This is a genomic window from Tepidibacter sp. Z1-5, from assembly GCF_037844525.1.
In the GTDB taxonomy this organism is placed as follows: domain Bacteria; phylum Bacillota; class Clostridia; order Peptostreptococcales; family Peptostreptococcaceae; genus Tepidibacter_A.
On sequence record NZ_JBBMMD010000038.1, the window covers coordinates 44,590 to 71,059 of the forward strand.

Annotated in this window: 20 protein-coding genes; 4 read left to right on the top strand and 16 right to left on the bottom strand. The window is 29.2% G+C overall.

Annotated elements, in window-relative coordinates; genetic code table 11:
- Positions 1–97: 97 nt before the first annotated feature.
- A complete protein-coding gene (locus WJW32_RS09920; protein WP_340257839.1) occupies positions 98–997 on the bottom strand; it encodes an Rpn family recombination-promoting nuclease/putative transposase in 900 nt (299 codons plus the stop codon).
- A gap of 229 nt (positions 998–1,226) precedes the next feature.
- Positions 1,227–1,397 (bottom strand): hypothetical protein, encoded by a 171-nt coding sequence (locus tag WJW32_RS09925; protein ID WP_340257841.1) that lies wholly within the window; start codon positions 1,395–1,397, stop codon positions 1,227–1,229.
- 130 nt (positions 1,398–1,527) lie between these two features.
- Between WJW32_RS09925 and WJW32_RS09930 the strand changes: the two genes are divergently transcribed.
- On the top strand, positions 1,528–3,162 hold the full coding sequence (locus WJW32_RS09930) for a recombinase family protein (RefSeq protein ID WP_340257843.1): 1,635 nt from the start codon (positions 1,528–1,530) through the stop codon (positions 3,160–3,162).
- Between the two features lie 258 nt (positions 3,163–3,420).
- On the opposite strand, the gene WJW32_RS09935 is transcribed toward WJW32_RS09930, so the two are convergent.
- The 6 genes from WJW32_RS09935 to lon all read right to left on the bottom strand — a co-directional run bounded on the left by WJW32_RS09935 (position 3,421) and on the right by lon (position 14,163).
- The gene (locus tag WJW32_RS09935) at positions 3,421–7,026 is read right to left on the bottom strand and encodes a DUF5057 domain-containing protein (RefSeq protein ID WP_340257845.1); all 3,606 of its coding nucleotides are present in this window, start codon (positions 7,024–7,026) and stop codon (positions 3,421–3,423) included.
- 411 nt (positions 7,027–7,437) lie between these two features.
- Positions 7,438–9,135: a methyl-accepting chemotaxis protein gene (locus WJW32_RS09940; protein ID WP_340257847.1), complete on the bottom strand. Its 1,698-nt coding sequence runs from the start codon at positions 9,133–9,135 to the stop codon at positions 7,438–7,440.
- Positions 9,136–9,314: 179 nt separating this feature from the next.
- Positions 9,315–9,608 (bottom strand): hypothetical protein, encoded by a 294-nt coding sequence (locus tag WJW32_RS09945; RefSeq protein ID WP_340257849.1) that lies wholly within the window; start codon positions 9,606–9,608, stop codon positions 9,315–9,317.
- 130 nt (positions 9,609–9,738) lie between these two features.
- Entirely contained in the window at positions 9,739–11,061 is a 1,323-nt protein-coding gene (locus WJW32_RS09950) for an APC family permease (protein ID WP_340257851.1), read from the bottom strand.
- 146 nt (positions 11,062–11,207) lie between these two features.
- Positions 11,208–11,816, bottom strand: coding sequence for a ribosome biogenesis GTP-binding protein YihA/YsxC (gene yihA / locus WJW32_RS09955; RefSeq protein WP_340257853.1), 609 nt, complete (start codon positions 11,814–11,816; stop codon positions 11,208–11,210).
- Between the two features lies 1 nt (position 11,817).
- Entirely contained in the window at positions 11,818–14,163 is a 2,346-nt protein-coding gene (gene lon / locus WJW32_RS09960; RefSeq protein ID WP_340257855.1) for an endopeptidase La, read from the bottom strand.
- A gap of 157 nt (positions 14,164–14,320) precedes the next feature.
- Between lon and WJW32_RS09965 the strand changes: the two genes are divergently transcribed.
- Both WJW32_RS09965 and WJW32_RS09970 read left to right on the top strand, forming a co-directional pair.
- Positions 14,321–14,836, top strand: a complete 516-nt coding sequence (locus WJW32_RS09965; RefSeq protein ID WP_340257857.1) for a chromate transporter — start codon at positions 14,321–14,323, stop codon at positions 14,834–14,836.
- Positions 14,821–15,357 (top strand): chromate transporter, encoded by a 537-nt coding sequence (locus WJW32_RS09970; RefSeq protein ID WP_340257859.1) that lies wholly within the window; start codon positions 14,821–14,823, stop codon positions 15,355–15,357. The genes WJW32_RS09965 and WJW32_RS09970 overlap by 16 nt, the downstream gene beginning before the upstream one ends.
- An 11-nt stretch (positions 15,358–15,368) precedes the next feature.
- Here the strand turns inward: WJW32_RS09970 and clpX are convergent, their stop codons facing one another.
- The 3 genes from clpX to tig form a co-directional block, all read right to left on the bottom strand.
- Positions 15,369–16,625 (bottom strand): ATP-dependent Clp protease ATP-binding subunit ClpX, encoded by a 1,257-nt coding sequence (clpX, locus tag WJW32_RS09975; RefSeq protein WP_340257861.1) that lies wholly within the window; start codon positions 16,623–16,625, stop codon positions 15,369–15,371.
- Positions 16,626–16,649: 24 nt separating this feature from the next.
- Positions 16,650–17,234, bottom strand: a complete 585-nt coding sequence (gene clpP, locus WJW32_RS09980; protein ID WP_340257863.1) for an ATP-dependent Clp endopeptidase proteolytic subunit ClpP — start codon at positions 17,232–17,234, stop codon at positions 16,650–16,652.
- A gap of 62 nt (positions 17,235–17,296) precedes the next feature.
- Positions 17,297–18,583, bottom strand: coding sequence for a trigger factor (gene tig / locus WJW32_RS09985; protein WP_340257865.1), 1,287 nt, complete (start codon positions 18,581–18,583; stop codon positions 17,297–17,299).
- Between the two features lie 207 nt (positions 18,584–18,790).
- Here tig and WJW32_RS09990 point away from each other — a divergent pair, with 207 nt between their 5' ends.
- On the top strand, positions 18,791–20,062 hold the full coding sequence (locus WJW32_RS09990) for an ArsB/NhaD family transporter (protein ID WP_340257866.1): 1,272 nt from the start codon (positions 18,791–18,793) through the stop codon (positions 20,060–20,062).
- Between the two features lie 563 nt (positions 20,063–20,625).
- Here WJW32_RS09990 and WJW32_RS09995 read toward each other — a convergent pair.
- The 5 genes from WJW32_RS09995 to WJW32_RS10015 all read right to left on the bottom strand — a co-directional run bounded on the left by WJW32_RS09995 (position 20,626) and on the right by WJW32_RS10015 (position 26,229).
- Positions 20,626–21,162, bottom strand: a complete 537-nt coding sequence (locus tag WJW32_RS09995; RefSeq protein WP_340257868.1) for a DUF2179 domain-containing protein — start codon at positions 21,160–21,162, stop codon at positions 20,626–20,628.
- A 14-nt stretch (positions 21,163–21,176) separates the two neighbouring features.
- Complete coding sequence (locus tag WJW32_RS10000; protein WP_340257870.1) at positions 21,177–21,644, bottom strand: metallophosphoesterase family protein; 468 nt, start codon at positions 21,642–21,644, stop codon at positions 21,177–21,179.
- Positions 21,645–21,649: 5 nt separating this feature from the next.
- Entirely contained in the window at positions 21,650–22,987 is a 1,338-nt protein-coding gene (rph, locus tag WJW32_RS10005) for a ribonuclease PH (protein WP_340257872.1), read from the bottom strand.
- Positions 22,988–23,113: 126 nt separating this feature from the next.
- Positions 23,114–25,150, bottom strand: a complete 2,037-nt coding sequence (locus WJW32_RS10010) for an N-acetylmuramoyl-L-alanine amidase (RefSeq protein ID WP_340257874.1) — start codon at positions 25,148–25,150, stop codon at positions 23,114–23,116.
- Between the two features lie 98 nt (positions 25,151–25,248).
- Complete coding sequence (locus tag WJW32_RS10015) at positions 25,249–26,229, bottom strand: AIR synthase family protein (RefSeq protein WP_340257876.1); 981 nt, start codon at positions 26,227–26,229, stop codon at positions 25,249–25,251.
- Positions 26,230–26,470 lie beyond the last annotated feature (241 nt).

Here is a 26,470-nt window from a genome sequence, read left to right on the forward strand (position 1 = left end):
ATATGTAAAAGCAAATTTTACCACTAATTATGCCAACTGCGCTAACCCTATAATATACTATTTATATAATCAAACTTCATTTAATTTTGTGATTTATCTAATTATTTTTTTCTAATATTTCCTTTATATTAATTATTTCTCCTTCAGATAATTTTGTAGCCTCTTTTACCAAAGATATATCCATACCAAGCTTTAATAAATTCTTAGCAGTTTCCATTATGCCTTGCTGTAATCCTTGTTCTAATCCTTGTTGTATCCCTTGCTGTATACCTTGCTGTATACCTTGTTGTATTCCTTCCGTTTTAGCTTTGTTAAGTGCACTGACCTTGTCTTTTAAGATTTTAGATCTCATCTCGTATATCATTCTTTGTTCATCATCATTACTAATCCTTACAAGTTCATCTTTTGCTTCTTTTATTTCTTCTATACTCATCTCTAATTTTCTAACCTTTTCACTTTCAGGATTCTTTAAAAATTCAGTCCAAGCAACCAACATATCCTTTTCATCACTATTTTCCTCAAGCTTTGGTATTTCTATAAAATGTATCTCCATTATGTCCGTTAGTTCTTCGTTAGTTTCCTTTTCTTTTAATAAGTATCCATTATGAAATCTACTATTTTTAAGGTATTTGAAATTTAAGATATTTATACATATAGTTCTTGATAAAGTAGAATAATTATCACCTTCACCAAGTTGTTCTTCATACAACTTGCTCCAATAATAAAGGCTTCTTTTTATCATGTTGTATTCATTCTTTAACTGTATCTCTATATTTATTATTTCATTATTACTTGTTGTAGCCTTTACATCAAGTCTTGAAAATTTATCTTCTACAAAGTGTTTTTCTAAATCTGTATTTTGTATTTCAACATCTTTTATTAAATGCTTTGGTTTAAGTATCGCATTTAAAAATGATATTAGTATTTTGGGATGTTTACTTGATCCGAATATATTTTTAAATACGAAATCTATTTTAGGGTCTAATAAGCCTTTCATAAACACACCTCCAATTTATCTATTTATTAATATTATATACTATAAGTATGTATCTTCGTATAAAAACACTTCATATTTCAATAAGTGTTTGTAATTATATGAGGATGTTGACTTTATAAAATATGAAGAATATCAAACAAAACAAGATATCTATACATTAAAAAGAAATTTACATACATTTAAACAAGGATAATTTAAAAGACTGAAAAATTTATCAGTCTTTTTTGTTTTAAAGAGATTTTTTTAATCTTTCTAAAATCTCATCATATATATACCCCCTATTTCCTTCTGGAAATTTATTCATTCTATCTACAATAATTTGGACCAAACTATCTTCCATTAATTCTCTAACTTTTTCTTTATCTTCATAATTTAATACAACCTCAATATTCTTACTCATATAACTCACTCCTATCTCTAAAAGCTATTAATAAAAACACTTGTCCTATTCAACTAATCATAAAAAACTAATCATATTTTTCTAAGTTTCGTAATATTTCATTTAATATAAGTTTTTTATATCAAATGAGGTGATTAACCTGTATAAAGTTGCTATTTATTCTCGCAAGTCAAAACTTACCGAAAAAGGAGATTCTATCCAAAATCAAATAGATTTATGTAAGCAGCATATTAATAATAAATTTAATACTTGTGAGTTTATTATTTATGAAGATGAAGGCTATTCAGGAGGAAATTCTAATAGACCAAAATTTCAATTGATGATTGAAGATGCAAAAAAAAATAAGTTCGATATATTAATATGCTATAGATTAGACCGTGTAAGTAGAAATATATGTGATTTTTCTGGTATTATAGAACTTCTTAATAACCATAATATATCTTTTATCTCTGTTAAAGAACAGTTCGATACTTCAACTCCAATGGGAAGAGCTATGATGTATATAGCGTCTGTTTTCGCTCAACTAGAGAGGGAAACTATAGCAGAAAGAATTAGAGATAACATGCTAGCTCTTTCAAGATCAGGAAGATGGCTAGGAGGTCAAACTCCTACTGGATTTAAGAGTGAATCTATAGTTTACTATGATCTAGATATGAATAAAAAGAAAATGTATAAGCTATCCCCTATAGAAGATGAATTAAATATGGTTAAGAATTTATATAATAAATATATTGAATTAAAAAGCTTAAGTAAACTAGAAAGCTTTACACTACAGAATAATATAAAAACAAAGAATAATAAAAATTTTGATAAGAGCTCTCTTAAATCAATACTTACTAATGCCGTATATGTTGTAGCTGATGAATTGGTATATGATTACTTTAAGGAAAATGATTGTGATATAGCTTCTCCTAAATCAGACTTTAATGGGAAATATTCAATACTTACCTACAATAAACAAACTAAAAATAAAAAAAGTTCAACTATAAGAAGAGATAAATCAGATTGGATTATTGCTATAGGAAAACATAAGGGTGTAATTCCATCTAATGATTGGGTCAAAGTTCAGTATTTATTAGAAGAAAACTCAAAAAAAGCTCCTCGTTTAAACACAGGCAGCGTTGGTTTGATAACACCTTTATTGATATGTAAAGAATGTGGCTCAAAAATGAGAGTAAGTGTATATAGAAGAAAAGCAGGTACCTACTATTATTACAGATGTCTGATGAAAGAAAGGTCAAAAGGTACTAGGTGTAATGTAGCTAATTTGCTAGGCTCTATGGCTGATGAAATGGTTATAGATAAGATAAAGAATATATCACTAAACCAAAGTAACCTCTATAACAAATTAAATCATCATAAACAGAGTATTAATAGTGTTTACAAAGAAAATGTAAATAAAAAAGATGACTTAGAAAAAGAGTTGAAATTATATGAACACAATATATCTAACCTAACCTTACAAATCTCACAAAATCAAAATTCTTCAGCCAGTAAGTACCTGATTAATCAAATTGAGGAGTTTGATAAGAAAATAAATCAAATAAAAAAAGAACTTGCTTCTATAACAGAAAACAAAGAGATTACATTATTGAAAAAAATCAATATAGATTCATATGTACAGTTATTAACAGATTTTTCATCTAATGTTGATATTCTAAGCTTCGAAGAAAAAAAACGATTTTTAAATGAATTAATAGATAAGATAACTTGGGATGGTAAAAAACTAGAAATATATTTACCCAAGAGTAAAAACACAAAATAAGAAATCAACCGGAGTATGTAATTAAATGTGTGTAAACTTCATATTTAAGTTTAAATTTTAAAATATTGTTTTAAGTGTATCTCAGGGTTATGTTTTTCTCTGAAAAACTAGTCCTTTTAATATTATTTACTTTTATTCAGCATAAAAAGTGTGCACCTTCCTTTATAGTAACAATTTTAAATCTTACATTATCACCATTTTGAGGAATTTTGCACACTTTAAATTATATATCCAACTAGTCTATCTGCTCATGCACCTTTACTCTAATATAGGTACTTCCACTACTTTCAAATCATAATTATTTTCTTCTAAATTATTTATTTTAACAGTACTTCTTAAAACAGAACTAACTGAAGCCTTTTGATCTATATTATATTCTAAAATATAGTGATTTTCAAAAGTAGTGCTTTCAGGTATTTGAATTTTTAATTTCTTTTGACCTGATATACTTCTTAGATCTACAATAGTCTTAATTTCTTTTACTGATTTGTTTAAAAGACTTTTGAAATCTTCTTTTCCATCACTATCATACTGAACTTCATATACCTTAATATCACCACTTACTGGAGAAAGTATATCACTGTTACTGTCAACTTTATAAAGAGTAAATTCAGCCTTGTCAACATACTGATCTAAAGTTAATCTAATGTCTGGATTTTTATCATAGATTTTAAAATCAATTGCTGAATCAACTGAAAAACCTTCTGCTATATATAAATTTTTCTGTATTTCTTTATTTACAAACATTCCATGCTTGAATATACGAGCACTTTGACCTAATTTAAATTCTACGGTTTGCTTAGGATTATCAAAATTCAACTCAAAATTTCTAGTATTACTGCCGTTAGCAATAAATCCACTTGGATATTGTACTGAAACTTCATATTGTCCTGAAGGACAAGCTTCTAATGATATAAATCCATCTGTATCAGTATTAAAGCTTCCATATGGTTTCCCATCTTTAGTGACCGTTACTGCAGCCGTTCCAAAAGATGTTTCATCATTATTCAATACTTTAACATCAATTATTCCTAACCTTACTGAAATAGGATAGCTATAATCAACCTTTTGAGTTTCTAAATTACTAAAGTTAGAAATCTTATAGCTTAAAATATTATTCACAATATGATTTCCTTTTTCTTTCAATTTAAACTTAAAGCTGTTCTTTTGCACCTCGGGCTTTGGATCTGGACTAAATATAATATCTTTTAAACTCCAACTATCACTGCCATCTATTTGTATAGCATTTTGATCATAGTTCATAGAAAAGTTTATATCTTTAATTCCAGTATCTAAATTGTCACTTGTTTTTTTCGTAGCAGCTTGTAATTCAACTGAAGCTATATCCCCAACTAAATATTTTTGTTCCTTATCAATACTTAGATTCAATGCAGGAATTTCTAGATACTTCAGTGTACGTCTTTCTTCAGCTATAGCTCCCTTAGAATCTTTAACTACAATCTTAATTGTAAATCTCTCTTTATTTCCTATTAAGCTTTGTAATTGTTCTTTAGTTATTACTACATTTACTGGTTTATTATTCTCAATATTTCTATCTTGAACTGAATAATTTTTAACCTTTTTATCATTTATATATACATCGCCACTTAAAAGGTTCCCATCTATATCATCTGCAATAAAACTAAATTTAAGTTTTTCTTGAGATTTAGATATGATTTTATCTTCCTCAATATTTATAACTCTTAAAGTTGGCGCATGATTTGCACCTTTTGATGCTTTAAATATAGTATTAAGAAATAATCTTTGTTCTTCTTCTCCTCCAGGCTTACTGTGACCAGTACCTGAATAAGTTATATTGCCTTTTGAAAAAGTATAATAATAATTTCTAGGATGATATCGTCTAGAATAAAGAGTATACCAAGGCACAACATCCTCATCTTCTAAATCTAACTGCCAATATTGGTCATGAGTTTCTGCAATTACTAGTTTTTCTTTCAGTTTATAAGGATATTCTGTTATTAAACCTTTATTAAATTGATAAGTTAATTTTGTCCCCCATGCTCCCCAATCAATATCTGCATTTCTTCCCCTCATTTTAGTTTTTCCTGATAATGTACGAATATTATTAAATCCTATATCATCTTTGAAATTTTCTGTTATATTCGGAGCAAAATCCAAATCTCTACCATCTTTTGACATTATTCCTGTTGTATCATGAGTAAACATTACACTTTGACCAGTATTGATAAATTCTCTTACACCATCAATAGCAGGTTGATTATATAAATCTTTCCAGTTGTACTTATCTGCAAATCCAAATATAATCATATCATAATTACCGTTCAATTGAGTTTCTCTTCCATCGGGAAGTTTATTTGGATAGTATTGATTAAATAGACTTACAGGCATTTCTGTTACATCAACATCATAAACATCAGTATTTAAAGGTGGTTCGAATTGCTTATTATTTTTTATACTCAACAAATTCGTTTTATTAGTAAACTGATGATGAACAGGAATAATCTGTAATACTCTAATCTTAATCTTGTCTCCTTTATAAGCAGGATAACCTATTTTATAAGCCTTAGCTTTTGTTATATCATCCTCAACCTCAAGCTTCCACGGCATTAATCCAGTAAATTTTTCAGATAAACGGTAATCTAGTATAAACCCTTTCCCGTTTAATTTTGGTTCTGATTTCTTAACCATTTCATCTTGTTTAAATAATCCATCACCATTTATATCTAAATACAGTTTTACTGTCATAGAGTTAGGATTATTATCTGTTATATTCAAATTTTCTAAATTATATTTAAATTTCATAACTTTAGTATCATTATAACTATCAGGATCTTGATGATCTCCACCATATTCTTTTGGTTTATCTATAATTCTAAAAATAGGTTTTTTTGTACAACTATTATATAAATCTTTTATGTTTTCTTTTGCTATATTTGAAGTAAGATGAACATTCTTTCTTCCTGTATTTGTTTTTAAATTGTTATATAGTTTTGTATTTTTTAATGAGTTAGTTGAAAATATGTTATCTTTTATAATAATAAGTTGCCCTGAATCTATAAATTCAATAAGCTCTTTTGCTCTTTTATCTGTAATATCATTATTTCCATCCCCACCCTCATTTTCAGTATACGTTGGGGTTCCATTATTTCCTATATAAATCATATCGTATTTACCATTTATTTTATCTACCTTACCTATAAACTCACGTATTGACATTTGTTCAATATTAATTTTTTCAGAAATCATAGTGAACATATTTGGGGTTAATTCAAATTTTCTATTAGGCTGAATTTCTAGAACATTAAACTTTTTAGTATTTGCAGTAATCACACGAGCATCTGCCCAATCTGACCAGTCAAAATAATTATCATCAACATCATCTACAACTAACTTCAATTCTTTTATTCCACGAACATCAAGATCAATATCTTCATGTTGTGTACCACATCTAAATACTCCACTTTCATAAATTTTGTTTTCATCTCCATATACACTAAATCTAATTGATCCCCTTGGATTTCCCCATTTGTCTCTTCCTGCCCCATCATCTAATCCTATTGTTGCTTTAAATCTTTTGCATTCACTATTTAAATCATATATAATTGTTGAATTAGCATGTGTCCCTATTCCTTTTTCATAAGTTTTTCCGTTTAATTTAATTGGATTTCCTATAATATTTTTATTTTTCTGTACAGTCCTACTTCCTGTAGTTGCAGATTTCCAATTCATATCACTTAAATAGGTTATAATTTCATCATCAGAACCAACGGATAAGTTATGAGTGTTATCACTTAAAGGTTCAGTTTCTCCATAGATTTGCATATTTGAAGTACAAGACAAAATCATTATAAATACTAAAGCTAAAGAAAATAATCTTTTCATTTATATCCCCCCGATTATATTATAAATTCAATATATATATGTTCATTATATTCTAAGTATTGTTGTATTAATTATACACCTATTCCCCAACACTTTCTAACAAAAAAAGTATATTTTTCTATTTTATAATATTTTTTCCATTTACACATTTCTAATATTGACAACCGTATGTATAATCTTGAAAAAGGTCAAGAACAAATAATGAAAAAATTAGATGCTACACATGATTAGATTGTTAACAATACAGGAAGTATAAAGAATATAAATATAACCCTTAGTAAGCTTAGTGAAGACGTTGATTTTCTAAAATATGAAGAACATCAAACAAATCAAGATATCCACATATTAAAGAGAAACTTTCATAAATTTAAACTGCAAACAAAAGACTGCCAAAAATCGACAGTCTTTTGTTTACAATTTAAATTTATTTATCTGTACTTCCATATCTTTTGTCATACTATTTAAGTTTTGTATTGTATCTGCAACTGTATCTATAGATGCACTCATTTCTTCAGAAGACGCTGCAATTTGTTCAGAGGATGCAGACACTTCTTGTGCAATAGAAGAAGAGTTTTCTATTTTTTTTATGATGTTGTTCTTTTCTTTCTCTATACTTGTAGATGAAACATTAACTGCTTCAATTTTGGGAATTACTTCTTCTACAGATTTAATTATTTGTTTAAACGAATCAATTCCAATATGTATAACTGTGCCTTGATTAGTTACTTCATTATTCATTACATCACTAATTTCAATCATACTTTGTGTACTATCTATTATATTTTTAACCAAATCATTTATATTTTTTGATGACTCCTTACTTTGAATTGCAAGCTTTCTTATTTCATCTGCAACTACTGCAAATCCCCTTCCTGATTCTCCTGCTCTAGCAGCTTCTATAGCAGCATTTAAAGCAAGTAAATTAGTTTGATCCGCTATATTGTTTATAACAATTGTTATTTCATTTATTTTATTTATATTATCACCCAAATCTGAAATTTTTGTTATAAAATCATTAAATGAATCACTTACTTTACTTACTGATTCTATTAAGGAGTTCATATTGTTATTGCTTTCATTAGCCATAGAATCGATACTTCTTGTATTATACTCTATATCATTTATAGATTGTACTATATGTTCTAATTCATTTCCAAACTCATTTAATGCTGACATAATATCTATTAAATCTTCTGCTTGTTCTGAAGTTCCAGTTGCTACATCTTGTATTGACATTGTAACATTTTCAGATGCAGATGCCATCTCATGTGAAACATTTGTTAAATTATCAGAACTCTGATGTACATTTTGAGATGTATTTTTTATACTGTGAATAAGATTAGCTATATTTTTTGTCATATTATTAAGTTCATCTGAAATAATCTTTATTTCATCTGATGAACTCACATTACAAACCGAACTAAAATCTCCAGAAGAAATTCTTTTAAGAAATTTTAAAATTTCTTTAATATTTTTATCAATAGAATTTGTAAAAATCATAGAAATAATAATTGCAATTAATAATACTATAATTGTAATTATTATTATTGTAAACATCAACTTATTGATCTGTTTGTTAACATTACTTTTTTCTACCCCTACAAATAGTATAGCTATGTTTTTTCCGTTTTGATCTTTTATTGGAATATATTTAGATGCATAAATTTTATCTAAAACATTTGCTTCTCCTGTAAATACTTCATTCTCATTTAAAACTTTATTTGCAACTTCTTCAGATATTTTTGTTCCAATTGCTCTTTCTCCATTTACTACAACATTAGTAGATACTCTTGTATCTCCTAGTGTTATTGTAGCTATTGAATCTGTGGATTTTTTTATTTCATCTACAAATTCAGTATCTCCATTTATTAATTTTTTCCCTTTATATAATTTATCTTCTTTTACTTCCCAATCACCAGGATATTTTTCTTCAATCAATTTATTTCCTAACTCTATATTAGAATTCAATTGTTTGTAAATATTATCATTTACAACTTTTTTTATCTCCGAAAACACTATGAATACGATAGTTGTACTTAATAAAAGCAATAACGAAATAACAATTAATAATATCTTTTCTTTAAATCCTAATCTAATATCTTTTTTCATAAGCTCCCCCCCAATTAATCCTTCCTTTAAACTTAATAATACAGGTTTTAATTATTTATACCCCACTTTATTAAATTCTAACATATTTTAATATCATGTCCAAACTTTATATCCAATATGAAAATTTCTATTATTTAAATGATTATGATTCTTTTTACTTACCTACTCAATTTCATAGTTTACCATTTTATAGAATTAGCAGTTGCATCAACCATGGCAACTTTAAGTGCAGGTATAACAATACCATCTATAGAATTATTATCTGATGAACAGTGATGATACTCAACATCATATCCAAGTCTTAGCATTTCACTTCCTATATTTTTCATCATAGAAGATTTACCTACGCCCGGTCCACCTTTTATGCAGAATATATGTTTTGCATCCTTTTGCTCAATCATATAATCATAGTAAGAAAAAAAACCATCTGCTGTGTTTCCCCCAGGAAACACTCTCTTAATTTTAGCTGTCATATTATCTCCCTCTTTCAATTAACATTCATTCTCATAACTCTAACCTACTTTTATTTTATTAATTTTAGTCATAATTTGTGCTTGTACAAATTACAAAAAACCTGCATCATAAGATACAGGTTTTTTGTCTTTAATCCAAATTATTAAATTTATGTTTTCTAGCCATATATACAGGTATTCCCAAAACAGTTATTCCTATACCTAGAACTGCATTCATAGGTTGAGAGATTATAGTATTCACTATAATGTATACACCTCCAAGTATAGCTATAATAGGTATTATAGGATACATAGGTACCTTATACGATCTTTCAATATCTGGTTTTCTTTTTCTAAGAATAAATACTGCAACAAATATCATAACGTAGAATAACCATATTATAAAGACTGTTAAATCTATTAATGGTCCAAAATTTCCAGTCATTATATATATAATAGAAAAAAGTGACATTAATATAGTTGAATTCAAAGGCACATTTGACTTGTTCAGTTTAGCTAAACTCTTACTAAACGGTAATTTATTCTCAACAGCCATTATATAAGGAACTCTAGATCCCGTTAACACAAATGCGTTTAGTGTTCCAAATATCGATATCATTATACCTGCTGTTATTAGTTTTCCTCCACCTGCACCGAATATAACATTAGCAACCTCATTTGCTGGTGCTGGAGTTGATGCTAATACATCTGCTGGTAAAACAAGTAGATATGCTATATTTATTAGAACATATACACCCATTATAACGAATAATCCTCCAACTATTGCTATCGGTAAATCTTTCTTTGGATTTTTCATCTCACCAGCTATATTCCCTACGCTTATCCATCCATCATACGCAAACATTATAGCCGCTAGCGCAGAACCAAGTGCTGTTACTAATGGCTTAGACTCTGGAACTACTGGTAAAAGTCTTGCTACACCACCATCACCTTTTATAAGTCCTACAATTATAATTGCAAATAAAGGTATTAATTTACCTACTGTAGCTAGTGTTTGAATAATACCACCGGTCTTTGATCCAAGCGAATTCATAAGAGTTAAAAAAGCTACAACACCTATAGCTACGGGTATTAACATATTATTACTAAGTCCTAATAAAGATATAACTTGTGTTGAAAACATTATTGCAAGTGCAGCCATTATAGCTGGTATATATACTAAAGTTTGAGCCCATCCTAAAAGATAACCCCATATATCTCCGTATACTTCCTTTAAATAAGTTACCATACCACCTGTTTTAGGTATTATTGTAGATATTTCTGCCGTTGTAAGTCCTGCTGAAATAGATATAAATCCTCCAAGTATCCAAGCTATTATTCCAAGTCCAGGTGTTGTCGTAGCCGAAAAAACTTGTGTAGGCATAAAAAACACCCCGGACCCCATTACCATTCCTACTACTATAGATAAGGCCGAGACTAGACCAATGCTCTTCTTAAGTTGATTATCCTGCATATGCACACTCCTTTTTACATTCTAAATATTGGGTAAAATCCGACAAATAATTTAGAAATTATTGTACCACAGGCAACAAATTAATACAAGTATTAATTGTATTCAATATTTTCTTAAAAAAAATAAGACCTTGGAATTCCAAGGTCTTAATCTAAAGTTATTTCATATCCATGTTCACTGTAAGTATTAGTAATATCATCCCATAAAATATCAAATCCTGTCTTTTTAAGTGAAGATACAGGTATTATTTTTTCATCTTTAAGTCCTAGTTTTTTTCTTATAACACTCATATGTTTTTGATACTTACCTCTAGCTATCTTATCAGCCTTAGTAGCAACAACAGTACAATCATAACCAAAATATTTTACCCAATCGTACATTGCCTTATCATCATTAGTAGGTTCATGTCTTATATCTACAAGAAGATATATACGACAAAGTTCGTCTCTCTCCTTTAAATATCTTTCCATTATTTTGCCCCAACTAGCCTTTTCAGTTTTTGAAACTTTTGCATATCCGTATCCAGGCAAATCTACAAAGAAAAACTCTTCATTTATTAAGTAAAAATTTATAGTTCTCGTTTTTCCTGGAGTTTGACTTACTCTTGCAAAATTTCTTCTGTTTAAAAGTGAGTTTATGCTAGAGGATTTTCCTACATTAGACCTTCCTACAAATGCTACTTCCGGAATTCCTTCTGCTGGATACTGATCTCTATTTACTGCACTCATCACTATCTCTGATGACCTTATTTTCAAACTATTCACCGTCCTTAATTAGAGCATGCTCTAATACTTCGTCCATGCTCTTTACGAACACAAACTCTATCTTTTTCTTTACGTTTTCTGGTATATCATCCATATCTTTTTCATTATCTATTGGCAATAATATTTTTTTAATTCCAGCTCTATTAGCTGCAAGTACCTTTTCCTTTATTCCTCCAACCGGAAGTACCCTTCCTCTTAAAGTTATTTCTCCAGTCATAGCTACAAGATTATTGACAGGAATATTAGATAAAGCAGATATAACAGCAGTTGCCATAGTTATTCCAGCAGATGGTCCATCTTTTGGTATCGCTCCTTCTGGTATATGAATATGAATATCTTGTTCTTTATAGAAATTTTCATCTATATTAAACTGTTCATACTTAGATCTTATATAAGATATTCCTGTTCTTGCAGATTCTTTCATAACATCTCCAAGTTGACCCGTTAAAACAAGTTGTCCTTTTCCCTTCATAGGAGTTACCTCAATAGATAGAGTCTCTCCTCCAACACTTGTCCAAGCAAGACCTCTAACTATCCCAACTTCAGGATTTTCCTTTATTGGTTCATAGCTATATATCTTCTTTCCTAAATACTTCTCTAAATTGTTCTTATTTACTCTAAGACTCTTTAATTCTCTATTTTCTACATATCTTTTAGCAGCTTTTCTACACACCTTGCCTATAGTTCTTTCAAGATTTCTAACTCCAGATTCTCTAGTGTAATAAGTTATTATATCTCTTATAGTTTCATCTGATATTTTAAGAAAATCTTCTTTTAATCCATGCTCCTTTATTTGCTTTGGAAGTAAATATTTTTTAGATATTTTAAGTTTTTCTTCCTCTGTATATCCAGCTACTTGTATAACTTCCATTCTATCAAGTAAAGGTCTAGGTATTGTGTTTAAACTGTTAGCAGTAGTTATGAATAAAACCTTTGATAAATCAAATGGTATTTCTAGATAGTGATCTACAAACTCCTTATTTTGCTCAGGATCTAATGTCTCAAGCATAGCTGAAGCTGGATCTCCTCTAAAATCTGATGCCATCTTATCTATTTCATCAAATAAGAATACAGGATTCTTAGTTTTTGCTTCCTTCATAGCATTTATTATTCTTCCAGGTATAGCTCCAACATAAGTTCTTCTATGACCCCTTATCTCAGATTCATCTCTGACTCCACCTAAAGAAACCCTTACAAATTTTCTATCTAAAGACTTTGCTATTGACTTTGCTATTGATGTTTTACCTACTCCAGGAGGTCCCACAAGACAAACTATAGGTCCTTTCATAGAATTAGATAATGTTCTTATAGCTAAATATTCAAGAATCCTCTCTTTAACCTTATCTAGTCCATAGTGATCTTCATCAAGTATCTTTGCAGATTCTTTTAAATCAACTTTATCCTTACTTTCTTTGTTCCAAGGAAGAGCAAAAATTGTATCAAGATAATTTCTGATAACTCCAGATTCTGCTGATGATGGACTCATCTTAGACAATCTATTTATTTCTTTTGATATCTTTTCTTTTATTTCTTTTTTTACTTTAATGCTTTTTAATTGTTTTTTATATTCTTCTATATCATCCGTTGTTTCTTCATCTTCTCCAAGTTCCTTATGAATAGCCTTTAATTGTTCTTTCAAGTAGTATTCTTTTTGAACCCTATTAACCTGTTTTTTTACTCTCAAGCTTATTTTCTTCTCTATTTTAAGTATATCAAGCTCTTCAATAAGAATTTTATATACTTTCTCAAGTCTTTCTTTAGGATCAAATATCTCAAGTAGCTCTTGCTTTTGTAGAGGCTTTAAAAACATATTAGATGCTATAGTATCTACATATCTGCTAGGCTCATCTATATCTGATAAAGTAAGCAGTATCTCTGGGGATATTCTATTACTTATGTTTATATACTCTTCAAATGAGTCAAATACATTTCTAATTAACGCTTCTACTTCTTTATCTTCCTTTAATAACTCTTCATTGTATATAATTTCTTCTAAAGTGGCACTGAAGCCTTTTTCATCATCTACTATCTCTTTTATCTTAGCTCTTGATATACCTTCTACCAAAACTCTTACAGTCTCTCCTGGTAGCTTTAACATCTGCTTTATCTTACATATAGTTCCTATATGATAAAAATCATCCGGTGTAGGCACATCAATTTCAGCTTCTTTTTGAGAAGTCAAAAATATAAGCTGCTCATCCACCATAGCTTCTTCTAATGCGTTTATAGATTTTTCTCTACCTACATCAAAATGTAAAACCATATATGGGAATACCGCCAATCCTCTAAGAGGGATTACAGGTAATTTATGCTCTTTAATACTATAATTTTGCTCCATATCATCACTCCTTTATATAAATATATACCCAATTTGTAATAAATACTATACCATTATATATTTACCATAATTTTTTTTCAATATAATCTAGATTATATAAATTTATTTATGGTTTAGTGTTATAATATTTTACATAATATTATCTTTGGAGGTATATATGCTTAAATTATTTTTAATATTTTTTAAAATAGGTTCTGTTACATTCGGTGGCGGATATGCAATGATTCCCTTGATAGAAAAGGAACTTGTCCTTAATCAAAAACTAGTATCAGAAGACGACTTCTTAGATTACGTATCTATCGCTCAAAGCTTCCCAGGTGCAATAGCTGTCAATATTTCTCTATTACTTGGATATAAATTCAATAAATTTTTAGGAAGTATAGTGTGTGTTTTGGGTACAATACTACCTTCTTTTATTTCAATATTAATACTTGCTTATTTCTACAATAAGAACGATACATCTTCTTATCTAAATGGATTTTTCTTGGGTGTAAGGCCGGTAGTTGCTTCGTTATTATTGTATTCTTTCTTTAGATTATCTAAAAAGGTAGAAAAAAATACGTTAAATATATTATTTCTAGGAATCTCATTTATATTAGTAACTTTTTTTAATGTTAACCCGATTTACATAATTATAATTGGAGGTATTTTAGGATTATGGATAAATTTTTAGATTTATTTCAAATTTTCATAGCATTCTTTAAAATAGGAGCATTCAGCTTTGGTGGCGGTTATGCTATGCTTCCATTTATAGAAAGAGAAATCATCAACAATAAGGGTTGGTTATCTCCCAAGGAGTTTTTAGATGTACTAGCTATATCTCAAGTGTCTCCAGGACCAATTGCCATAAATTCAGCGACCTTTATAGGATATAAATATTATTTTACATTAGGATCTATTTTTGCAACTCTTGGAGTCATACTTTTTTCTATAATAGTTATTAATATAGTTGCGCCATCACTTGAAAAATATAAGAATAATAAAAATATATCTGTTTTATTTAAGACCTTAAGACCTATAACAATAGGATTTATATTATCTGCATTTTATTCTACATATGAAAAAAGTGTATCAGACTTATTTTCTATATGTATCTTCCTTGTTTCATTCATACTCCTTCATTCAAAAAAAATACATCCTGTTTTTATAATCATGTTCTCAGGATTTATTGGAGTAATTTTAAAAGGGGCATAAGCCCCTTTTTTTTATGCACTCTCTTCAGGTTTTTGACCACTTTTACATATAACTAAAGGTTCTTTATTATCAGCAATAGTCTCTTTAGTTACAACAACTTTTTCTATATCATCTCTTGATGGTATTTCAAACATAATATCCATCATAGCCTTTTCTAGTATACTTCTAAGACCTCTTGCTCCTGTCTTTCTTTCTATAGCTTTTTTAGCTATAGCAGTTAGTGCCTCTTTATCAAATTCAAGTTCAACCTTATCCATTTGGAATAATTTTGAATATTGCTTTGTTAAAGCATTTTTAGGTTCTTTAAGTATTTGAACTAGAGCATCCTCGTCTAATAAATCTAGAGTTACAACTACAGGAACTCTACCTATAAACTCAGGTATTAAACCAAATTTAAGTAAATCCTCTGGTTCAGTTTTTTTGTATATCTTACCTAAATCTATCTCTTTTTTGCTCTCAATCTTTGCTCCAAATCCTAGAGTTTTCTGTCCTATTCTCTTGTTTATTATCCTATCTATTCCATCAAAAGCTCCACCTACTATAAATAGTATATTAGTAGTATCTATTTGTAAGAATTCTTGATGTGGGTGCTTTCTTCCACCTTGTGGAGGAACATTAGCAGTAGTTCCTTCTAATATTTTAAGAAGTGCTTGCTGTACTCCTTCTCCACTTACATCTCTTGTTATAGATGGATTTTCTGATTTTCTTGCTATCTTATCTATCTCATCTATATATATAATTCCTTTTTCTGCTCTTTCTATATCATAATCAGCTGCTTGAATTAATTTAAGAAGTATATTCTCCACATCTTCTCCAACATAACCTGCCTCTGTTAAAGATGTAGCATCTACCATTGCAAACGGAACATTAAGTATTTTAGCAAGAGTTTGAGCAAGAAGCGTCTTACCAGAACCAGTAGGGCCTAGCATCATTATATTACTTTTTTGAATCTCAACATCTTTACCATTTTTATTTCCTGAATATATTCTTTTATAATGGTTGTATACTGCAACTGCTAAAGATTTTTTAGCTTCATCTTGACCTATAACATACTCAGCTAATATATCCTTTATTTCTTTAGGCTTTGGTAACTCCGATATATCACTTTCAATACTTTCTTGGAATTCCTCTTTTATTATTTCTTCGCATAACTCTACACATTCATCACAAATGTATACGTTAGGTCCTGCTATAAGCCTTTTGACTTGCTCCTGATTCTTTCCACAAAAAGAACATTTCAGATGTTTCTTATCTTCGTATTTTGACATTTTAACACCTCTCTTTAATTTAAGCTAAGGTCTCTTACTTATAACCTCATCGATTAATCCATATTCTTTAGCTTGATCTGCTTCCATGAAATAATCTCTTTCTGTATCTTGCTTTATTTTCTCAAGTGGCTGTCCAGTTCTCTCAGCCATTATTTGATTTAACTTTTCCTTCATTTTAACTATTCTTTGTGCGTGTATCTCAATATCAGTAGCCTGACCTCTTGTTCCTCCAAGCGGCTGATGTATCATGATTTCTGCATTAGGAAGTGCAAATCTCTTTCCTTTTGCTCCAGCATTAAGTAAGAACGCTCCCATAGAAGCTGCCATACCTATACATATAGTACTTACATCCGGTTTTATGTACTGCATAGTATCATAAATTGCCATACCTGATGTTATACTTCCTCCTGGTGAATTTATATATAAATATATATCTTTATCAGGATCTTCTGATTCTAAAAATAGAAGTTGTGCAACTATCAAGCTAGCTGTAGTGTCATTTACTTCATCCCCTAAGAATATTATTCTATCTTTTAATAATCTAGAATATATATCGTAAGATCTTTCTCCTCTTCCTGTTTGTTCTACTACCATAGGTACTAAAGCCATATATTACCCCTCCTTTTTTTCTATATATAGATACAGTAGCCCTTTTAAGGGCTACTGTCAAATTAGTTTATTTTAGCACTATCTACTAATAAGTCTATAGTTTTCTTAACTATTACATTTTCTTTGAAGTAATCCATATCTTGTTCTCTAAGTGTTTCTTTGAACTTATCTGCTTCCATTTTGTACATAGTAGCCATTTGAGCTATCTCATTGTTTAATTCTTCATCAGAAACTTCAATTCCTTCTTTTTCTGATATAGCTTCAAGAACTAAAGATGTTTTAACTCTATTTTGAGCATCTTCTCTCATTTGAGCTTTTAAATCTTCTATCTTCATTCCAGTGAATTTAATGTAGTTTTCAAGGTTTAATCCTTGCATTTGTAATTGTTGGTCAAAATCTCTTAACATATTGTTTACTTGATTGTCAACCATAGCTTCTGGAATATCTATTTCAGCCATTTCAGCAGCCTTTTCTATAGCTTTATTTCTTAATTCAGCTTCTTCGTTTTTCTTAGCATTTTCTTCTAATTTAGCTTTTACATCATTTTTAAGTTCTTCTAATGTATCAAATTCACTTACATCTTTAGCAAATTCATCATCAAGCGCTGGCATTTCTTTAACTTTTATTTCTTTTACGTTAACTACGAATACAGCTTCTTTTCCAGCTAAGTTTTCTGCATGGTACTCTGTAGGGAAAGTTACATTTACTTTTACTTCATCTCCTACATTAGCTCCAACTAATTGCTCTTCAAATCCTGGTATGAAAGCTCCTGAACCTATTACTAAGTTATGGTTTTCTCCTTTTCCACCAGCAAAAGCTTCTCCATCTACAAATCCTTCAAAGTCTATTACAGCTGTATCATCATTTGCAACTGCTCTATCTTCTACATTTACTAATCTTGAATTTTGATTTCTCATTTCTTCAATCTTATTGTCCACGTCTTCTTCTTTTACAGTATATTCAATTTTGTTAACTTCTATACCTTTATATTCTCCTAATTTAACCTCTGGCTTAACAGTAACCTTAGCTATTAAAACAAGGTCTTTATCTTCGCCTATTTCTTCTACATCAAGTTCTGGTCTATCTACAGGATCTAACTTAAGATCTTCTATTGCTTTTGAGTAAGCTTCTGGGAATACTATATTTATAGCTTCATCAAAAAATACTCCTTTTCCATATTGAGCTTCTATTAACTTCTTAGGAGCTTTTCCTTTTCTGAATCCAGCAACATTAAATCTTCCTTTTAATTTATCGTAAGCTTTATCATTTGCTTTCTTAAATTCATCTTTTCCTATAGTTAGTTTTAATGTAACTTCATTTTGTTCTTTTTTTATTAATTCTGCGTTCATTTTATAATCCTCCTATGTAACTTTCTTTATTTTCTTTAATAACCCCTCTATTATAACATATAATAATTTTTATTTACAAGAGACTTAATCTGATGAATTATCAAAAATAAGTTTTTCTCAGACATTTACTTTTTTTCTAAATTTTCATATAATTATATCAAAGTAAATATGTTAACTATTTCAAAACTTGAAGGAGATGGATACTAAATGGCTACACAAACGCTAATAGCTTTGGTAATATTTATAGGCACTTATGCATTTATAGTTTCTGAAAAAATCGATAGAACAGCTATATCTTTTCTGGGAGCCTCCAGTCTTATACTATTCGGTGTATTAAATGAAGAAGAAGCAATTCATTTTATAGACTTCAATACAATAGGGCTTTTAGTTGGTATGATGATTATTGTAAACATACTAAAAACAACAGGCCTATTCCAGTATATAGCTATTAAATCAGCTAAACTTTCAAAAGGCGAACCTATTATTATAATGATTATATTTTGTTTTGTGACTGCAGTTTTATCTGCTTTTTTAGACAATGTTACTACAGTTCTTTTAATAGCACCAGTTACACTAGTTATAACAGACACTCTTAATCTTAATCCTATTCCATTTTTAGTTCCTCAGATAATCGCTTCTAATATAGGTGGTACAGCTACCTTAGTAGGTGATCCTCCTAATATAATGATTGGTAGTGCAGCAAATATTGGATTTTTGGATTTTATACTAAATACAGGTCCAATTGCTTTTATTATATTAATTATTACCCTTTTTATATTTAATATAATCTATAAAAAACAATTAATAGTTTCTGATAATGTTAAGAAAAAAATATTTGAATTCGATGAAAAATTGGCTATAACAGATAAAACTCTCTTGATAAAGTGCCTAACTATATTATTTTTAGTTATTGTAGGTCTTATGACACACCAAATTTTCGGACTTGAATCTTCATCAATTGCTTTAATAGGCGCATCTGTTATGCTAATTATAAGTAAAGCAAACGTTGAAGAAACACTTCATTCAATAGAATGGACAACTATATTTTTCTTTATGTTTTTATTTATACTAGTTGGAGGACTTGAAAAGGTAGGAATTATAGATGAAATTGCCAAGGTTATAGTTTCTTTTTCAAAAGACAACTTACCCCTTGCAACAATACTTCTTCTTTGGGCTGCTGCTATATTATCTTCATTCCTTGATAATATTCCTTTTGTAGCAACTATGATCCCTCTTATAAAGAAGATTTCTTTGTTGTCTAATATGAATGTAATGCCTCTTTGGTGGGCACTATCTCTTGGAGCTTGTCTTGGAGGAAACGGTACTTTAATAGGAGCTTCTGCAAATGTTATAGTTGCTGGAATTCTTAAGAAAAATAATCACGAGGTTTCTTTTGTAGAATATATGAAGATAGGATTCCCAATGATGATTATATCTATTATAATTAGTACAATATATTTATGGATATTCTATGTTTAAAAGAATAATAACATATTGTAATTTTTCAAGTTGAATAATCGAACAAAACAATTAAGTCATGTGCTTAATCCCAAAACAAAGGGTATTAAAATACCGCTTATGCATTAAATATTTTTAATACCCTTTATTTTGTAAGTGTAGTTCTTAAATTTTCAATAGATTTAATAAAGAATTTGTTTCTTACAATAAGGTAGGGTTGATTTTATATTACAGAGATTAATATAAAAAACTATCTACGGAAATGTTAATGAATGTTTTTAGATATTTTGACTAATATAACTAATCTTTTGTGTTATTAATAACCCTCAAACACTAAGAAGCTGAACTTAAAAATTATGCTCATTGAAATGTTAGATACTTTTAGGTTAATATTTTTCTATATAACTTAGATTACACATACTGAATATTCGTTAAGAAACTTTTTTGTCTGACCGTAGGGAGTTTAAAAGTTTTAGAATAATCAGTATGCGTAATCTTTAGTTATATCAAAATATTGACTAAGTATCGGTATTTCAATGAGTATAATTTTTTGCTTAAGTACAAAAAAGAAATAAGCACAAAGCTTATTTCTTCTTAATTCCTAGTCCCTGTCTTTTCTTAAAGTATCCGCCCTTTATATTTCTAGCATCCATTATAGTTATGAAAGCATCTTTGTCGTACTTATCAACACAGACCTCAAAATTTCGAATATCTTTTCTATTTAAAACTACATTCAAAATACTTATCCTACCTTCTTTACCATGGCCTTCCGTAACCGTAACTCCAAAACCTTTTTCTCTAAGATAAGAAGAGAATTTATCTATATCTTTTTTAGTTATAATTTGAGCGATAAGTGTTCCTATAGCCATTTTTTCTTCTATCAATACGCCTACATAATTACCTGTAGCAAATCCTGATGCATAAAAGAAAACATTTAGCATATTATCCATACCACTTAAAACCTTATTTATAGCAAGTATATAGATTATTATCTCTACAAAGCCTATCATAGCAGCTTGTAATTTTTTCCCTCTTACTACCATTATAGTTCTTATTGTAGCCATAGATACATCAGTACATCTTGCCATAAATATAAAAAGATATCCTAAAATTGCTTCCACTTTCAATCCCTCCCCTACAAAATTATATCTTGAATATGCACTTCATCATCTATATTCATAATAACAAATTGTCTATCACTATTGCCTCTTGGAAGAGCTACGCTTCCAGGATTTAAAAATAATATATTGTCTTCTTTGTAATTTACAGGTATGTGAGAATGACCAAATACAACTATATCTACATTCAATTCTAAAGCTCTTCTTTTCATACTTCTCAAAGAATATTTTATATCGTATTTATGTCCATGACATAAAAGTATTCTATACTTTCCAACATCAAATACAATCTCATCTTCAACATCTTCAAAATCACAATTTCCTCTTATTCCTATAGTGTCTATTCCTGTGATTTTATTAATATACTTAGAGTCTTCAAAATTATCTCCAGTATGAAGTATTAACTCACACTCTTTTAAATGCAAATTAGCTTTATCTATATATTTATAGTTTCTATGCGTGTCTCCTATTACACCTATTTTCATCTTTACTACAACCTCTTCCCAAATTCTTCCTTCATTTTTTGTAATGCATTAGCTCTGTGGCTTATAGTATTTTTAATATCTGATGGTAATTCTCCAAAAGCTTTATCATATCTATTAACTATAAATAAAGGATCATACCCAAATCCATTAGTTCCTTTTCTCTCAAATCCTATTTTACCCTCACAAGTTCCTCTTACAGTAAACTCGTCTCCATTTGGGAATACAACAGCTATAGCTGATACGAATCTAGCTGTTCTTTCACTCATATTTACATTCACCATCATTTTTAATAGTTTCTCATTGTTGTCATTATCAGTTGCATTCTCTCCTGCAAATCTAGAAGAATATATTCCAGGCTTTCCTCCTATAGCATCTACCATAAGACCAGAATCATCAGCTATACATATTTTACCAGTTCTTTTAGCAACTTCTCTAGCCTTAATAAGAGCATTCTCTTCAAATGTAGTTCCATTTTCCTCTATTTCAAGTCCAGCAAGACCTACACTCTTCATAGAATGTATTTTCACCTTAAACCCTTTTAATATCTTACCTATTTCCTCAAGCTTATGAGCATTAGATGTAGCTATAACAACATCAGTTTTATCTCCAAGTATCAACTTAGTTATCTCTCCTAAAGCATTTTTTTGCTCTTGTATCAATATTCTATTCCCTATTTCTCCAAGTTCTAAAAGTTCGTGAAATTGGTGTTTCTTAAAAGGAAATCCTTCTGCAGTTCCTTGAACTTCAACAAACTCATCTTTATCAGTCATTACTATATTCATATCTACCTGAGCTTGTGAGTCTTCTTGATAACATAAATCTAATATATTTTCCCCATTATATATTCCAACACTTATAGCAGAAACAAATGATTTTACAGGAATTTTTTTTATCTTTTTGTCTACATAAAGCTTATGTAAAGCCTCTATCATTGCTACAAAAGAACCTGTTATAGAAGCAGTTCTAGTTCCTCCATCCGCCTGAATAACATCACAATCAATCCATATAGTTCTCTCACCTATTCCCTTTAAATCTATTACAGATCTTAAAGTTCTTCCTATAAGCCTTTGAATTTCTTGAGTTCTTCCATCAACTTTACCTCTTGATGATTCTCTAATCTTTCTGCTGTGAGTAGATCTTGGCAGCATAGAATATTCAGCAGTTATCCAACCACTTCCAGTATTTTTTAAAAACGGAGGTACTTTTTCCTCAATAGATGCATTACATAAAACCTTAGTTTCTCCCATTTCTATAAGAACAGAACCTTCTGCGTACTTTGTATAGTTTCTCGTTATCTTTACATCTCTAAGTTGATCATTTCTTCTTCCATCTATTCTATTCAATAAAATCACCCTTTCATCTTCAATTAACACCTTAATATTATACAACAATAACCATATTATTAATACACGTTTATAATCAATAATTTAAAATTCGCTTCATGCCTCGCAAACCAAAAAAGGAACAGCTTATTGCTGTCCCTCAAAATATTTTTGTAATCCCTTGTATATTCCTTCTACTAATTTATCTTGATACTCTTTTGATTCCATAAGCTTTAACTCATTAGAATTTGTTAAAAATCCACATTCTATTAAAACAGATGGCATCTCAGTATACTTAATTACAACTAAATTAGGTCTTTTAACTATTTTTCTATCTGATGCACCAGTTTGTTTTATTAGTTCCGCATGTATTATCTTAGCTAAAGCTTCATTATCTCTACCATTTGCAAACTCTCCATTATTAGGATAATAAAGAGTTTGTATACCATGAATGTCAGTTTTATCAATAGCATTTATATGTATACTTATAAATAAATCTGCATCTTTGTTATTTGCAATATCCGTTCTTTCTTTTAACTCTGGATATGTGTCACCTGTTCTAGTCATAATAGTATCATACCCATTTTGAATAAGCTTCTCATTTAATAATGTAGATATTTGAAGAGTTAAATCCTTCTCTTTTGTCTTATCTATAGGTGATACAGCACCTGGATCTTTTCCTCCATGCCCAGCATCTATTGCTATTAAATACTTTCCATTATGTTGAGTTTCTTCTTCAGTGTAAAGTTTTATTTTCACACTATTATTATCTTCATTTAAAACTTTATAAATAACATCGTCTTTTAAGTATATATTAATTCTCGTATAATCACTTTTTTTGTCTACTTCTATACTTCTGACAAGATAATCATTAATTTTTATTTCTTCATCTTTTAAATCTACATATTTATTATCTATATTTACTTTAATCTTATTTTCCCACTCATCATACTCAATAATATCTTCTTCTGCATCTTCACTACTTTCATCATTTACTATGTTCTTTGTAACTTCAAACATAGAATTATTACCATTAAAATCGTATTTCAAAGATTCATTATCTATATCTACATCTAAAAAATCAAAAAGTATATTTATATTATTTTTATCTTCTGTAATCTTTATATTCCTTCTATCTATTCCCTCTTTCAACGTAAGTACTAATCTTGTCCTATGCTCATCTTCATAATAATATGCTTTATAACTTTTCACATATTCTTGATTAATTTCTTTTTCCACACTAGGTTCATCATCATATATCTTAGTGTTATATAAATCAACCACTAACCTATTAGGTCCTTCCAGATAAAAACTCTTATATACACTTTTTAAATCTCTATTTACTATAAATTCTTCTTTATCATTTTTTTCATATTCAAACTTAGCATAATTATCTTTTATTTTAAGCTTAATAGTTATTATATTGTTATCTTGAGTTATATTGTATTCATCCATATAATTCAAATCAATTACAACCCTAGATTCCATCGGTTCTTCAGAAAACTGAGATACTCTTATATCCTTTATAATTTGCCCATTAACTAAATACTTGTCCTTAGGTGTATTCATTTTAGCATTTTGTATATCTATTATAAGTCTATCCGGATTTACAAGAACCATATCTTTATATATAGTCTTATCGCTAAGCTTTATTTTAACTTCATCTAAACTATATTCTATGTTTTCAACCTTTGTATAATCATCTTGACTTTCAAGCAGAACAACTCTATTAGAAGAATCCCAATCAACATTAACACCTAATTGCTCTGATACAAACCTTACAGGAACCATAGTTCTATCACTTATAAGCTTTGCAGGAACCTTATCAGGAAGAGTATATTCCTTACCATTTACATAAGCTTTGTAACTGTCTATTTTTAAACCTATTTTCTTATTATCTTTTTGTATATGTACTTCATATTTTTTAGGGTCCCAACTAACCTTTGCTCCTAAATTTTCCGATATAAGCCTTACAGGAACCAAAGTTCTATCATTTAATATAACTGGAGGAACATCACCTTCAAGATATTTTCCATCAAGCTTGACTTTGGTAATAGGTAGTTTCACATTCTTCCCATCTAAAATAAATCTTCCTTCCAACACATTTTCCTTGGCATAACCTAAATTAGTCAACAAACAAAACACAATCAAAAATAAAGAAAATACACTACCAAGTCTTCTCATGAAACTTCCCCCCAACATCTTATCTTGCTCTATTTAAGCATATCACTTTGAAATTTATAATGTCAACTTCGATAAAAATTTGTAATTCAAATGTAATATTAAATAACTTTATAAAGTTCATCACTTTCAGGAGGGGCTATACTTTCTTTCCCATTACCCACCAAAACATTACCTTTTTCTGTAAATTCACCTATTACACTAAAATCTATACTTTCTTTATCAAATCTATCTTTTAATAAATCAATCTTATCTTTATCAATCCCTATTATCATAGACCCACTAGATATAAGTCTAAGCGGATTTATATTGTAGTAATCACATATAAGCTTAGTACTTTCATTAATATGTATTTTATCATTATATACACTGCACCCTAAGTCATATAGGTCACACATCTCCCAAACAGCCCCTAGTACTCCACCCTCTGTTACATCATGCATACAACTAACCCCTACTTTACCTGCTATAATACCTTCTTTAACAACACTTATCTTATCAAGTAAAGATTTACCTTCCTGAACAACAGAATCTCCAAATACATTCTTTAATTCATCCTCTTTTTCAAAGCATATAATTCCAGTTCCTTCAATTCCCGCTCCCTTTGTTAAAACTATAAAATCGCCAACCTTAGGCTTATCCTTATTTATAAGTTGGCTTTTGATCTGTTTTCCAATACCAGTAACAGATATAACTATTCTATTGACTGCATCAGTTATCTCAGTATGCCCACCTATTATATCTACATTTAACTTATCCGCCTCACTAGATGCATCAATCATTATATTCTTTATATCTTCCTCTGTAGTTCCAACCGGTGCCATAATAGTAATCATTATACCTAAAGGACTAACTCCACTAGATGCTATATCATTACAAGTTATATGAACAGCTAACTTTCCTATTTCCTCACTAGTTCCAGTTATAGGATCCGTACTCATAACACATACATAATCCCCAAAATCTACATAAGCACAATCCTCTCCAACATTTGGAGTCACAAGTATTTCTTCCCTCTTGTTATTTAAAGTAGAGAAAATTAACTCTTTTAGCTGATCCGTACTCAGCTTTCCAACCTTCATAACCTAACCTCCTAAAATACAAATTATATAATCATTATATCAAAAAATTTGTATGAGAAAGTCTTTATTTGAAGATTTTACAATTAGACTTTTTTGGAAATTCATATATTTTACGCTTACATTAAAAATGAGGCTCATTGAAATGTTAGCTACCTAAATTTCGTACAAATGTAATTATTTATTCACTATAAAATACCAATTGATCAAATCTCTAATTTGGAAAAATTATAGCTCTTAATCC